Raw genomic sequence first — 14,927 nt, forward strand, 5'->3', positions numbered from 1 at the left:
GGTATTAATACCCGATATTAAAACGCGATACAATGCTATCAACAGATAATAACTAACGACACACAATAAAAAACCGGAGCAAATTGCTCCGGTTTTTTATGGCATCAGCGCAAATTAGATTGCGATAAAGCCTGCTTCTACTGCTGGGTTTACATCTGCTTCGTAATCAACACCTTCAATACCAAAGCCGAATAGTTTCAAGAACTCTTCTTTGTACTCAACGTAGTCCGTTAGCTCTTTTAGGTTTTCAGTGGTGATTTGAGGCCAAAGTTCACGACAGTGTTGCTGAATGTCTTCGCGTAGTTCTAAATCATCAAGACGTAGACGGTTGCAATCATCCACCTCGGCTGCGCTGCCATCTTCTTTATAAAGACGCTGGCTGAACATGCGGTAGATTTGCTCCATACAACCTTCATGGACACCTTGCTCACGCATTTTCTTAAATACCATCGCGATGTACAAAGGCATCACAGGAATCGCTGAACTTGCTTGAGTCACAACTGATTTTAGAACTGCAACGTTTGCGCTACCGCCAGTCGCTGCCAGTTTGGTATTCAGTTGTGCAGCGGCACGATCCAGATCCATCTTCGCTTTACCTAGTGCGCCATCCCAGTAGATAGGCCAAGTAAGCTCAGTACCGATGTAGCTGTAAGCAACGGTTTTGCAACCTTCTGCCAATACGCCCGCATCAGACAGTGCATTGATCCAAAGTTCCCAATCTTCGCCACCCATAACTGTTACAGTATCTTGGATTTCTTGCTCTGTTGCAGGCTCTACGCTTGCTTCAATGATCATATCTTTATTGGTATCAACCGCCGTTGATGTATAAGTTTGACCAATTGGTTTTAGAGCAGAACGGATAACTTCACCCGTTTCAGGCATTTTACGTACTGGAGACGCCAGTGAGTAAACCACCATATCAATCTGACCAAGATCTTCTTTAATCAAATCGATTGTTTTCTGTTTCGCTTCGTTAGAGAAAGCATCACCATTTAGGCTTTTCGCATATAGGCCAGCTTCGCGTGCGAGTTTTTCAAATGCAGCGGAGTTATAAAAGCCTGCTGTACCTGGTTTCTTCTCTGAGCCTTCTTTTTCGAAGAACACGCCAATGGTTGATGCGTCGCCGCCAAATGCCGCAGCGATACGAGAAGAGAGACCGTAGCCACTTGAAGAACCGATCACAAGCACACGCTTCGGTGCATTTTTGATAGGGCCTTGTGCTTTAGTGTAAGCAATTTGTTCTTTTACGTTAGCTTCACAACCGATTGGATGTGTAGTGGTACAGATAAATCCACGAATTCTAGGTTTGATGATCATATTCAACTTCCTTTAAAAATCTTCGCTAGGATAAAAGGTTCGTCGGGAAATCGCATCTAATTTCTTAAAAATTGCAGGGAAAATGCAAGTGGTTGGAGCACTTTCACTCAATAATTTGTGGTCAGAAACAACAATGGCACCCTTTCAGGTACCATTGCTTAGTGACATTAAAACAGTTTCGTTGTTGCCGCGCCGTTTATGCAACACTATTTAGCTTAGCTTTTACCTTAGTTTTTTTTGCTTGGCTTCTCCGCCTCGCTATGGGTGCGAACCTGACTAAAATCATGGCTAAAGTGATCCACTTGAATCGCTTTATAGCGCAGCTTATCTGCCTGCAACACTTGCTCGACTTCTTGCAGCGTCAATACGCCAGCTTGCTGGGCTTGCTCTAAACGCGCTTGCAAATCACCTTTACGCGCCACAATGCCATCTTTAGCCGCTCGATTAAGTTTACGCTCCTGACTTTTCACGCCATACATGGCTAAAAAGGCATTCTCCATTAACCCCACACTGTCATTTTCATCTTCACCGATATAACAAAGGTGAGTCAGACGATCACGATGTGCTCCAGGCGTCATTAGGCTCTCAGCTAAGTTCACCGTTAAATCATCGCTTGGCTTTTTATAACGATTACCCAATGGGAAGATGATCACTTTAAGTAAACGCCCCACCCCTTTGTGCGGATAGTTACTGAAAGCTTGTTGTAGCGATTGTGCACCTTGGTACAAACAATGCTGCACAGCATAATGCACATAATTCAGGTCTTGTTGCTGACGTCCATCATCTTCGTATTTCTTCAACGCAGCCGACGCCATATACAAATAAGCCAAAACATCGCCAAGACGAGCTGAAATCAATTCTTTACGCTTGAGATCGCCACCGAGTGTCAGCATGGCAAAATCAGCACTCACCGCTAAGGCTCGACTCAAGCGTGTCATCTCACGATAGTAACCTTGAGTTGCACCGCTCATATCGGCCTTGATGAAACGTGAGCCAGTTAATGCCGCGCCAAACGCACCCAGTGTGTTTTTAGTGGCATGACCAATATGTTTGAACAGCAGTGAGTCAAAATCTTTGGCTGCTTGCTCTTTATCCGGATTGGCTGCCGCTTCCATCTCTTGTAAAACGTAAGGATGACAACGTGTTGCCCCTTGACCGAAAATCATTAAGTTACGAGTCAGAATATTCGCGCCTTCAACCGTGATCGCGACAGGAATACCAAGGTAATGGCTGGCAAGATAATTCATTGGACCATCTTGAATCGCACGGCCTGAATGGATATCCATCGAATCATTCAAAATCGTACGAGCCATTTCCGTCATGTGGTATTTGGCAATTGCGGTCACGATGCCCGGTTTTTCCTTCATATCAAGTGAAGTCGTAGTCAACGTTCGTGTCGCTTCCAACAAATAGGTTAAACCACCAATACGTCCGAGTGCTTCTGCCACCCCTTCGAATTTACCAATCGACATCCCAAACTGCTTACGCACATAAGAGTAAGCCCCAGTCGTTCGGGCAGTTAAATGACCAATAGCCGTTCCAAGTGCTGGCAGTGAAATACCGCGCCCTGCGGACAAACACTCCACCAGCATACGCCAACCTTTACCGGCGTATTCTTGTCCCCCAATCAGCCAATCCATCGGGATGAAGACTTCTTTACCGCGAGTTGGGCCATTCATAAACGCTAAACCTAACGGGTCATGACGCTCACCAATTTCCACTCCCGGATGATCAGCAGGGATCAACGCACAAGTAATACCTAAATCTTGTTCTTCGCCTAGTAAATTCTCTGGATCATACATTTTGAATGCCAGTCCAAGAACTGTCGCGACAGGCGCTAGAGTAATGTAGCGTTTGTTCCAGCTAAGGCGAATACCAAGTACCTTTTCGCCATTATGTTCACCATAACAGACGACACCTTTATCTGGTATGCCCCCCGCATCAGAGCCCGCTTCGGGACCAGTTAACGCAAAACAAGGGATGTCGGTACCATCCGCTAATCTCGGCAACCAATACTCTTTTTGCTCTTGGGTACCATAGTGAGAAAGCAACTCACCCGGGCCGAGTGAATTAGGCACCATCACCGTCACCGCGGCACTAATACTGCGAGTAGCGATACGAGAAACAATGGTAGAGTTTGCCAATGAAGAAAACTCACGACCACCGTATTGCTTAGAAATGATCAGCGAAAAGAAACGCTCTTTACGCAAGTATTGCCAAACTTCGGCAGGCAAATCACGATCTTCTTTATTGATCTTATGATCATCAAGCATGGCTAATAACGTGTTGAGTTCATTATCCATGAACGACTGCTCTTCACTGGACAAGCTCGGTTTTGGGTAATGGTGTAACTTGCTGAAGTCAGGACGCCCTGAAAAAAGCTCGCCATCCCACCAGACACTACCCGCCTCCATCGCTTCTTTTTCCGTTTCAGAAAGCGGTGGTAACACTTGCTTAAACAATTTGAATGCTGGATCGCTGATCCATTTTCTGCGTAGAGAGCTCATAACCAGTTCCTTTTGTTCACGTTATTACCTTTGCAGGTCTGTTGTTATTGTTATTACAGCTTTTGTTATTACGATGTCGCTATGGGGGTGAGTTATTCATTGGCACACCCGTATTTTTATACGTCATTAATGCGCTAAAAGTGCTACGGCGCAGAAACGCCAGCAGCAAGGTATGGAATTAATTGATCCAGTACGGCCTGTGCGTCGGCATTTTGAGCGTAATCATTGTGCGCAATTTCTGCTAAAGCTTGGCTTGAAGCCATGGTGAAAACACAAGCCCCCAGTGTGAAGTGCAGTCGCCAAAACAAGGTTTCACGGCTTAATTGCGGGTTGGCAGCAAGCACCGATTGAGTAAAAAGCCCTAACGTCTCTTGATAACGGGTGCTGATAAACCAACGTAGATGACCTTGCACATCGGTATACCCTCGACCAATCAGTAACATAAATCGACTAGTGCCATTCGGTCTTACATGGTTGAGTGCCATTAAAGGGCCTCTTAGCGCTTCAAAAACCTGCTTCATCGAATAATCTGGATTGAGATTCAGTGTGATCAGCGCATCTGATACCGCTGGCATAAAAGCCTCTAAGTAACGACTCAACACTGCACGAACTAAGGTCTTCTTATCCCCAAAATGGTAATTGACCGCGGCAAGGTTCACCCCTGCTTTCGATGTAATCGTGCGTAGTGAGGTATCATTAAAGCCTTGCTCGGCAAACAGAGCTTCTGCTACATCCAGAATTTTCTCTTTGGTTTTGTGCTTGGCAGTCATTTCAATCACCCGTATCAAACGCTTGTTTGAAAATATACACACCGCATACAAACTTAACAAGCGGTTAACATCACACTTTTACGCACTGGTTAGACCAGAATAACAAGCTAGCGAAATAAGCCTCTGAAAACAGGCGAAAAGAAAAGAAGCAAATATTTTTAAACTTTTTTGGAACTGAATGGAAAAAGGTGGGTCTGAATAAGTGTAGATAGCAAAGATAATGAGTTTAACTGGCCGTCGAGCTCACTTTGCTTCTAAAAGATTTTTACACTGCTTTTCCAAATTAACTCCTATACTTATATGTATCCGCCCAGAGCCACTTTTGCTCTGGGCTTTTTTTATTCCTGCTAACCACGCTTCAGAAATAACGAAGTCTTCGCTGCGTAAACGCAAACGAAGACTTAATCATTCTTTGAGATGAATTACCGTTTAAGGCGATATTCTAATCAACTAGGCTAACGAAACACCCAGCGGCAACTTAAAATATAATTGCTCAACATGCCGACAAGCACTCCAGCGGTGAGCGCAAACAAAGGCACCCAACCTTGTTTGCCCAAGCCTAAGATAATCGATTGGAAGACAAGAAAATTTGGCAATGCCGAAATTAAAGCGCAGCTCATAAAGGTTAACCATTGGCTAAGCAAATTCTTGATATTATCTGTTTGCCAAGGAGCCTGTCCTTGTCTAAAAGTAAAACGGCGATTACCAAACCAAGTGACCGACGCCGCGCAGCAAAAGGCGATGCCCCGAGCCCATAATAACGGTAGAGAAAACAAATAGGCGCACAACATGAAGACCAACGCATCGGCGATAAAACCAATCCCCCCAACAAGAGCGAACTTAAGCAGCCGATGCTGCTGTAGCCGTTTCACTGCCGATCCTGCTGGCAACGATATAATTTACGTTTGCTTTTCGCTGTCTGCTCAACCACACAGTTAAACTTATGCTCCTCAACTAATTTACTAACTTGCTTCGGTTTACCAACCAGTTGAAACTTCGCCAATGTCAAAATCTGATCATATTGCACCAGTGTTTGTGCTTTTCCTTGGCTATAAAACTGCCCAGAGAAGGGCCTTTTTCCTACATAGAATATGGGTACCGACAGATCGGCACGAGACAAAATCATTTTGTCGCTTTTCTTAGCCCCGACTCCTGATTGAATAACACCAACAGCAATAATCAAAAGGAGTGGTATCGCCCCGGCAATGAACTTAAACCATTTAGGATCATGCTTTATATCATTGAGTAAAATAGCAATGACCAACCCCAATGCAGGCACTCCTGGCAAAATATAGGCTGGAAGAATATTGCCAGAGAAGGTAAACAACACGAGAGGTGCAAGCATCCAGCAAAACGCAAAACTAACGACCGGCTGGTATTTGTCCCACCACGGCTGCGGATTATGCTTTGCTCGCCAAAACAACAACACCGGTAACACGATAGACCAAGGTGCCGCAGAATAAAGCCAAAACAGCCAAATCATGCCTCTTGGTTCATCATGGGCGCTGCCGTATAAGTCCCCCTCCCAACCACTGACGACAAATCGTTTAAAATGCTCCCCAACGATAAAGTAATCGATAAAACCCGGCGTCGCTTTTTCCGCTAACCAATACCAAGGCAGTGCAATCGCCAGCATTAAAGTGCTTCCACTTAACAATGGAAAACGTCGCCATAATTGAACAAATGCCCCTTTGAACCCATGCTGAAAAATGAGCCATGGCATAACAGCAATGCCGACCAATACAATGACCAATGGACCTTTAGCAAGCAAACCTACCGCCAGGCCAACAAAGCCAACGTAACCCCAGATTCGCTCTCCCTGCCAACAAAAATAGAAGCCGACCATCGCAATCGTCATGCCTAAGGTCAGTGCCATATCGGTCATGACGGCACCAGCAGCAATCGAAAAAATAGCGCAAGTTGCTAGCACAACTGAAGTAACAAGCGCATTAATCTCTAAACGCTTGGCGAAATAAGCCGTGATAGCAATAACAACAACACCAGCAAACCAATGAGGTACTCGAACCGCCAACTCATTAATACCAAACCATTCAATACCAACAGCACTCATCCATGTGAACAATGGTGGTTTCCCCCAAAATGGCACGCCATAATCAAATTGGGGAGTTAGCCAATTACCCGTATCAATCATCAAGCGAGCCATTTCGCCATAGCGAGCTTCGGTGGTATCCATTAATGGATAAGCCCCCAGTGAAATAAGGCGAATAAGCAAGGCTGAACCTAAGATCGCCCATAGGTGAACTCGATTAAAACTCACGCGCGCTTCTCCATTACTTGAAACAACATCACAGCGGGTTTTTCTTTAACTGACTGAACGAGATACAACGGTCTTTGCTTCGACTCAATAAAAATTCGACCGATGTACTCCCCTAGCAAACCAATACTCAATAACTGAATCCCTCCCAATGCCAGCATCACCACCATCAATGATGGATAGCCGACAGTAGGATCACCCCAAAGCATCGTTTTCAATACGATCACTAAACCATATACAAAAGCACTGCCTGCAACTAATGCTCCTGCCACTGTCGCCAAACGCAAAGGGCGAATAGAGAAGGCCGTGATGCCATCGACGGCCAACCCTAACAACTTGAGGTAATTCCATTTGGTTTCACCGCAAAAGCGCGGATCGCGATCAAATGTAAGCGTGACTTGATTGAAACCCGGCCATGCAAAAATCCCTTTCATATAGCGATTTCGTTCAGGAAGTTGGTTAATATGCTCAACGACTCGGCGACTCAATAAACGAAAATCACCGACATTTTCAGGAATGCTTGATTTAACCAGAGTATTCAGTAAACGATAATACAGAGCAGCAGATTGACGCTTTAACCACGTTTCTCCGTGACGAGATTGACGCTGCATGTTGACCACATCAAACCCTTCTCGCCACTTCGCTAGCATCTCAGGGATCAGTTCTGGCGGATCTTGCAGATCAGCATCAATCAGCACCACGGCTTCACCATGGCTATATTGCAACCCTGCACTCATCGCCGACTCTTTACCAAAGTTACGGCTCAATGAAATACTGCGTACCAAACTGGTAGATGATTGAAAACACTCAACGATAGCCAAACTTCCATCATGGCTACCATCGTCGACATACACGATTTCACACCGTTCCGGAAGCGCGTCTAACACTTTCGTTAAACGTTGATGCAGTGCTGGCAGCACGGATTCTTCATTGAAATAAGGCACGACGACCGTCAATGTGATTGCGGATTCAACACGCTTATGAGGAGATGTGATTACGTTCATAAAACCGCCTAATTACTTTTATCCGTATGGCAACTCTATTAAGCTCCATACTCAGAGATGATATGCTGGACTTTATCGCTGACAGTGTGAAAAGAATGTTATTGACGTTTTTTCCACTTTTTTTTGACTGGCATAACGATAAGATCCCCCTCACTCGATCTCTTGTTGAATAAGTAGTAGGTAAGACATGAATAAAATTTTATTGGTAGAAGATAACCGTGAAATTGCCGGTATCTTGTTTGACTACTTTGAAAGCATAGGTATGGAACTTGACTACGCCGATAACGGTGAGCTCGGCCTGCAGCTTGCACTCGAAGGCAATTTTGACATGATTATTCTCGATCTTATGTTGCCAAGAATGGACGGTCTAACCGTTTGTAATAAGTTACGCGATGCGGGAGATTCCACACCCGTTTTGATGCTTACCGCACTCGATAACCGAGAGGATATGTTAGCCGGTTTCAGTCACGGCGCGGATGATTACCTAACGAAACCGTTCGACTTAGACATTCTCGAGGCCAGAATGCACGCTCTGATTAAACGTTATCGAGGTAAAACGGCATCAACCAAGATCACGGTTGGCCCTCTATTGATAGATCAAAAAACTCGCCAAGCCTACCGCGAAGACAAACCACTAGCGCTTAACCCGACCACTTACACTATTTTAGAAATGCTGGCAGTCAGAGCCCCCGAAGTAGTTAGTCGTCAAGAGATCACAGAGCGGCTTTGGCAAGAATCGGAGCCAAACAACGATGTGCTGCGTAGCCATATTTATCAACTAAGAATTCAGCTTGATAAACCTTTTGCCACAGCGATGCTGGTTACGGTACCCAAATGTGGATTTCGTCTTGAGTTCCCGCAATGATTAATTTGTTAAACAGTACTCGCTCGCTCACCGGCCGACTCGCAGTCTTTTTTATTGGCATCTCAATTGCTCTTGGGCTGTTTACTCTCGTCATTTTTTCATTGGCGCTGCATTGGTCAGAAGATCGGGTCGGAGAAAGACGGATTTTACTCGACAAAGATATCGCAATTGAACGCTTTGTCGCGGGTGAAAACGGGAAAATTAAGATTGATATCCTGACCACCGCCTATAACGACCTCTCGTTGCTTCCCGAAGTGTATCAGCACGACTTAAAGGGAAAAAATCACTTTCTCGGCGAGCTCGAACCCTCTCTAGAGCGTGACTCACGCATGGTCTATAAAGGACAATATACCGATCAAGGCCAACTGCGCGATATCGTACTTTTAACAACGATTGATACGGTTGAATTTAGTGCAGAAGAAATTGTCTACTCCAGTATCATCGTGGTGACAATGATTGCCTTACTGATGTTTCTCTTTGGCACGCTACTCTACCGTTTGTCTAAACGACTGATTGAGCCACTAAACGGCATTGTTCTGCAACTCGAACAACAAAGCGGCGATAGTGAAAGTGAATTCACCATCTCCAACGAAGCAGCACAAGAGTTTCAAGTGCTGACGCAACAACTCAACCAATACCGCAGTGATCTTCATTTAGTCTTAAAGCGCGAACAAGCCTTTGCCCGCTATGCCAGCCATGAGTTAAGAACCCCAATAACAGTAGTGAAAGGTGCAAACAAACTACTCGCTCGATCTGAACAAACCGAATTTAATCAGCGTCAAATATCCCGTATCGACAGTGCGACAGTTCAAATGAGCAGCATGGTTGATGCATTGTTGAGCCTAGTTCGTTACGAACGCAACACAGACGATACGCCATTACGCAGGGTCACCGAGAGCGAACTCAATACGATCGTGATGAGCAACTCATCGCAAGCCCATGAGAAAGCATTGAGCATCAATCTGTTGATTGAATCGTTACCACAGGTGCAAGCCACCCCCGCAGTGCTGAATATGATCCTGGGTAATCTCATCCGTAACGCGATTGCCGCAACAGCTCATGGGGAAGTGACGATTCACGTAACCGAACAAAGAGTGACCATCACCGATGATGGAGCAGGGCTCAGTGATCAACCCTCTTTGCATGGGCACGGTCTTGGTTTGCTGATCGTTGAAGATCTCAGCCGACGCTACCAATGGCATTTTGAATTATACAACCATCCAACGCGTGGTTGCGTAGCCAAAATAACGTTTTAGTACTCAAACGCTGATGAGAAAGTAAAGTCTTTATGGGGTGGCTAAGGTATTATGTGCTTTGATAACATCGCCTTAGCCTAACTAGAATAGTGACACGATAAAGTACCGCCTTATGAAGCTTGCCGACACGCCCATCACCCAGCACCAATTTGCCAATATTGATTTTTATCTCAAGCGTGATGACCAGTTACATAGTCACTTTTCTGGAAACAAAGCTCGAAAGTTCATGGCCCTATTGGAACAAGACTTTCCACAAGTAGATACCCTCATTGGCTACGGAAGCCCGCAAGCTAACTCGCTCTATTCGATGGCAGCACTCGCTAGCATTAAAGGTTGGCAGTTAGAGTTTTACGTTGATCGTATCCCTGAATGGCTAAAAGAGCGACCGATGGGCAATTATCGCGGCGCATTAGAACTTGGGGCGAAAATTATCGCCACCGCAGAGAGTGGACTGCATCCTACCGACTATATTGCTAACGTTCGTCAACCTAATGAAAATTGTTTAGTTGTACCTGAAGGTGGCCGCTGCTCGTTAGCTGAATTTGGCGTAAATCAGTTGGCATCAGAGATTCTCAGTTGGGTTCGATTACAAGCCAATAAACAGTTTGTCGTCGGACTGCCAGCAGGCACGGGCACCACCGCACTTTTCCTCCATAAAGCGCTCAAGGTACATGGCATTGAAGTTCTTACATGTGCCTGTGTGGGCGGAAAAGAGTATCTCACCAAGCAGTTCGACGAATTGGGAGAGACCGATCACCCCACTATTCTTGAACTAGAAAACAAACACCATTTTGGTAAATTGTATCAAGACGACTATCTGATTTGGCAACAGCTACTGAGCGAAACGAATGTGGAGTTTGACTTACTCTACGATCCGATGATGTGGCACTGCCTATTAAATTGGTATCCAAATAATACCGACAAGCCTATTATCTATATTCACCAAGGTGGGTTATTAGGCAACGAGAGTATGTTGCCTCGCTATCAACGCAAATTCGACGTGTAATCCAAAGCACGAAGACGAAAAGCAAATATTAGGAGAGAAAAATGGCATTGAGGTTAAACCGCGCAGTCATGTTGGCGCTCGTTCCGATTCTTCTTCTCACCTATGGCCATCATGCACTTGCAAATAGTGAGACAAAAAGCTTCTCTACGCCCAAAAAAACGGCAGTGATCGTCAACAGCTCCAATGTCAAACACCGCATCTGCTATTACCAAGACCAAGCTTATTCCCTTGGTGCTCTTATCGAAGTCGGTGGCTATATTATGCGCTGTGATAATGCGAATGATTTTGAAAGCAACGGCGCGTTAAAATGGATTACTCTAGATAAGTCGAACCTAGACCATTCTCAACCTTAGTGGCAGTTTCTCATGCCGTTGATAGTGACTATCCTATTCACTATCAAAGAAAAAGAGGAAAATACTACAGCAGCAAACATTGCCTAACACCTCAATAAAACTAGCCTTAACGGTTCTCAAACCACGGTCATATTGCATTGCAAAATTGAATTAATGTGAAACGCAACTAAATTCATAGTAAGGGAATAACGCTTTGGCAGGCAGATATGAGATGCAAGACATGGATAGTGACGTTCTTTATTTTTTCTCCTGTGGTTATCGCACATGACCATAGTCATGACGATCATGCGCAAGAAGTTGTTGAGTTACGCTTAATTGAACCAATACCACAACATACAGAATTTAACCGAGACATCGCTAAGCTCGGTTGGGTATTGTTTAACGATCCTAATCTATCTTCCAATCAAGCTGTCAGTTGCCAATCTTGCCATGATTTATCGACTAATGGGGCAGAAACCACACGTGTATCAACCGGTGTCAATGGCATTGGTCTGCGCAATTCACTAACCGTATTTAACACCGCACTGAACTATCGTTTCTTTTGGGATGGCAGAGCCAATACCTTAGAAGAACAAATTAACGGCCCTATTACTAATCCTTTAGAAATGGATTCTGATTGGCCGCAAATAGAGCGTTATGTTTCACGCTCGGCCCGCTATCAACAACTTTTTTCTTCAGCTGATAACCTTCCAATTACAAGTGACTCAATTCGTTTTGCCTTAGCGGAATTCATGCGGTCACTGCAAACCCCTAACTCCGATTTTGACCGCTTCTTACAAGGCGATGGAACAGCCCTTTCAGCACAAGAGCTACGGGGATGGCAAACCTTTCAAGCGGTGGGTTGCGTTCAATGCCATCAAGGTCAGAATGTTGGTGGAAATATGATCCAAAAATTTGGTTATTTCACTCCTATCAATTCGATTCAAGATACGGGTAAGCATCTCATCACCGAGCAAGGCCAAGACAAATTTTACTTCCGGGTTGCGAGCTTAAGAAATGTCGCTCAAACACCGCCTTACTTTCACGATGGTAGAACCGAAACACTAGAACAAGCCATTAAGGTGATGGCTCAGGGGCAACTCGGGATCACCATGAATAGCGATACAATCTCTGACGTTGAGGCCTTTCTTCACACGCTTAGCGCACCAAGGCCAAGGATCTTAGAGGAGTTTGAAAATGAATAGCCCTAAAATCGTTACACTGCTCCTCTCATCCATTGTCGCTGCGCTTTTTACCGTTGCCTATATGAGCTATCAAAACAGCCGTCACATCGAAAACACACTCACCGATGTCACCACGGTTGGGCACGAATTATTGGGCCATAGAGATACCATTTTGAACTACCAGTATCAGCAGCAACGACGCCATTTTTTGATCACTCAGAGAATTACTGAAATTGAAAAGTTGGCCAAAGCCATGCTGAAAAAGAACACGACAATTACCTGGTTTCCTATTAGTAGCAACGTAAATAAAACCAACCAGCAATTAGCCTCATTTGAGCAAAAGCTAATCCATACCAGTACCATGCTAGATATGCTCGTGGGTATCCAAGTGGCTCGGAAATACGCTTACTTATCTTTAGAGTCCTTATTCAAGCAAGCACTAAACGAGCGAAACAATTTGGGTCTAGAATGGCACTTTGTTGATTTTATGAATCAGCATTTGCTTGATAACAATGTAGCCAATCCACAAATCAAACAATTTGCAATGCAACTTCGCCAAATAGACGAGCGAAGAACGTCATTACGGACTGATTTGCTCAATGAGCATAATTATGAATTTATCGAAAAAACCGAAACGGCCTTACGCCAATATAGCCATAGTGAACTCAACAATGCACTAATGTACTGCCTGGGGGCCGTCACCGTTTTGATACTAATGTTCTCGATTCAAGCTTATTTGCGTTTCACCCACTTAAAAGCGCTCAATAAAGAGATGGCAGCAGCATCAGAAAAAGCCTTAAACGCGGCTAAAGCAAAATCACAGTTTCTTGCCACGATGAGTCATGAGTTACGCACCCCAATGAATGGTGTGTTGGGCATTGCCCAAATTATTGCAGGAGAAACAAAAGAGAGCGCCACTAAAAAAAATGTCGGTATTATTCTGGAATCAGGCCAACACCTCATGACGGTGCTCAACGATATTCTCGACTTTTCAAAAATTGAAGAGAACAAATTAGAACTCGAGGCTGTTCACTTTCATCTTAACCAAATCCTCATGCCGGTTGTCAGTGCCATCACCCCGCTCGCTGAAGAAAAAAACTTAACCTTAGAAATCAACAATCAGATTCCCGACAACATCTATTTAATCGGTGATAGTGCAAGGCTAAGACAAATCCTATTTAACTTAACGGGTAATGCGATAAAATTTACCGCCAAAGGCAAGATCACCATTCAAGCTCAACTCGACAATATCATGCCGTCTCATCTCATTCTTAGTGTTTCCGACACGGGGATCGGTATTCCTCCACATAAGCACGACGCTATTTTTGCCTCATTTGAACAAGCCGATGCTTCAACGACTCGTAAGTTTGGTGGCAGTGGATTAGGTTTAGCCATCGTAAAAAAACTCACCGAACTCATGGACGGTACCATCACCTTAATCAGCCGCGAAAATGTCGGTAGCACATTTACCATAACCATTCCCCTCCCTCGAGGAGAAAAGGCGATTGTTGCCAATCAAGATCCCGTTAGTGCTTCACCGCTAGAAACCCGCCCACTCCATATTTTGCTCGCCGAAGATAACCGCGTAAATGCGATTGTCGCTAAAGGCTTCTGTAACAAACTAGGTCATCGTGTTGATATCGCAGAAAATGGACAAATCGCCATAGATAAAGCAACAAAAGAATCATACGACCTGATCCTAATGGACAATCATATGCCTGAAATGAATGGCATCGAAGCGACCCATTATTTACGTCATGTACTTGGCATTAAGACATTAATATTTGCTTACACCGCCGATGTGTTCCGCGAGGCTCATGACGATTTTATCAATGCAGGGGCGGACCATGTTCTCACTAAACCATTACAAAATGAAAGCTTCTACGATGCGATCAGTAACTTCAGCCATCGTATTCAAACCCAGAACACACCGGCACTGCCAGGCACCAATGTGATTCATTTACATCGTGAAAATGTCCAAGATTTACGCTTGACTGAAGAAGAACTGTCAAAAAGTGAATTACTCAACGAAGTAAAGCAAGATATCGATATCTACCAGAGTTTGTTGCAATCTCTAATTGAAGATTTTGAAACTCATATCGATGAGCTTATTATCGGCTTTGAGGCTGCCGATACTGAGCAATTGGGTAAAACATTACACTGCTTGAAAGGGATAACGCTCAATCTGCAACTTGATAATCTCGCCAATCTAACCATCGAAATGGAGCAACAGGTCCGTGAGAGTAAGATACCGTGTATCGATAACTTTCAAAAATTGATCAATCGACTCAGTGTCAATATTCACCAAGGTAACCGACTAATAGAAAAAAACATCGATGCTGTAATAGAGAGCAATGAAACTGCGCACGCTAATAAAGGCCTAATGATGAAAAATAACCTATCGCGATAAA

12 protein-coding genes are annotated in these 14,927 nt (G+C 44.5%); 6 read left to right on the forward strand and 6 right to left on the reverse strand.

The features are described 5' to 3' along the window. Positions 1-114: 114 nt before the first annotated feature. From fabV to RH88_RS17540, 6 genes are all read right to left on the reverse strand, one after another. Positions 115-1,317, reverse strand: a complete 1,203-nt coding sequence (gene fabV, locus RH88_RS17515) for an enoyl-ACP reductase FabV (protein ID WP_005598512.1) — start codon at positions 1,315-1,317, stop codon at positions 115-117. A 227-nt stretch (positions 1,318-1,544) separates the two neighbouring features. Beyond that, complete coding sequence (locus RH88_RS17520; RefSeq protein ID WP_005598513.1) at positions 1,545-3,824, reverse strand: acyl-CoA dehydrogenase; 2,280 nt, start codon at positions 3,822-3,824, stop codon at positions 1,545-1,547. Between the two features lie 143 nt (positions 3,825-3,967). Then, positions 3,968-4,594: a TetR family transcriptional repressor PsrA gene (gene psrA / locus RH88_RS17525; protein WP_005598514.1), complete on the reverse strand. Its 627-nt coding sequence runs from the start codon at positions 4,592-4,594 to the stop codon at positions 3,968-3,970. A gap of 455 nt (positions 4,595-5,049) precedes the next feature. Further along, on the reverse strand, positions 5,050-5,466 hold the full coding sequence (locus RH88_RS17530) for a GtrA family protein (protein WP_005598515.1): 417 nt from the start codon (positions 5,464-5,466) through the stop codon (positions 5,050-5,052). Continuing rightward, positions 5,463-6,872, reverse strand: a complete 1,410-nt coding sequence (locus RH88_RS17535; protein ID WP_005598516.1) for an ArnT family glycosyltransferase — start codon at positions 6,870-6,872, stop codon at positions 5,463-5,465. Before RH88_RS17535 ends, RH88_RS17530 begins: the two co-directional genes overlap by 4 nt. Next, entirely contained in the window at positions 6,869-7,873 is a 1,005-nt protein-coding gene (locus RH88_RS17540; RefSeq protein WP_005598517.1) for a glycosyltransferase family 2 protein, read from the reverse strand. Before RH88_RS17540 ends, RH88_RS17535 begins: the two co-directional genes overlap by 4 nt. A gap of 187 nt (positions 7,874-8,060) precedes the next feature. Here RH88_RS17540 and RH88_RS17545 point away from each other — a divergent pair, with 187 nt between their 5' ends. From RH88_RS17545 to RH88_RS17570, 6 genes are all read left to right on the forward strand, one after another. Beyond that, positions 8,061-8,738, forward strand: coding sequence for a response regulator transcription factor (locus RH88_RS17545; protein ID WP_005598518.1), 678 nt, complete (start codon positions 8,061-8,063; stop codon positions 8,736-8,738). Beyond that, complete coding sequence (locus tag RH88_RS17550) at positions 8,735-9,994, forward strand: sensor histidine kinase (protein ID WP_005598519.1); 1,260 nt, start codon at positions 8,735-8,737, stop codon at positions 9,992-9,994. The genes RH88_RS17545 and RH88_RS17550 overlap by 4 nt, the downstream gene beginning before the upstream one ends. A 112-nt stretch (positions 9,995-10,106) precedes the next feature. After that, positions 10,107-11,000 carry a 1-aminocyclopropane-1-carboxylate deaminase/D-cysteine desulfhydrase gene (locus RH88_RS17555; protein WP_005598520.1) on the forward strand — a complete coding sequence of 298 codons (894 nt, stop codon included), beginning with the start codon at positions 10,107-10,109 and terminating at the stop codon, positions 10,998-11,000. A gap of 41 nt (positions 11,001-11,041) precedes the next feature. Then, a complete protein-coding gene (locus RH88_RS17560; protein WP_005598521.1) occupies positions 11,042-11,353 on the forward strand; it encodes a DUF1496 domain-containing protein in 312 nt (103 codons plus the stop codon). Positions 11,354-11,559: 206 nt separating this feature from the next. Continuing rightward, entirely contained in the window at positions 11,560-12,537 is a 978-nt protein-coding gene (locus tag RH88_RS17565; protein WP_050798521.1) for a cytochrome-c peroxidase, read from the forward strand. After that, the gene (locus RH88_RS17570; protein WP_005598523.1) at positions 12,530-14,926 is read left to right on the forward strand and encodes an ATP-binding protein; all 2,397 of its coding nucleotides are present in this window, start codon (positions 12,530-12,532) and stop codon (positions 14,924-14,926) included. Before RH88_RS17565 ends, RH88_RS17570 begins: the two co-directional genes overlap by 8 nt. The last annotated feature ends 1 nt before the right edge of the window (position 14,927 follow it).

Source organism: Vibrio scophthalmi LMG 19158, from assembly GCF_000222585.1.
Classification (GTDB): domain Bacteria; phylum Pseudomonadota; class Gammaproteobacteria; order Enterobacterales; family Vibrionaceae; genus Vibrio; species Vibrio scophthalmi.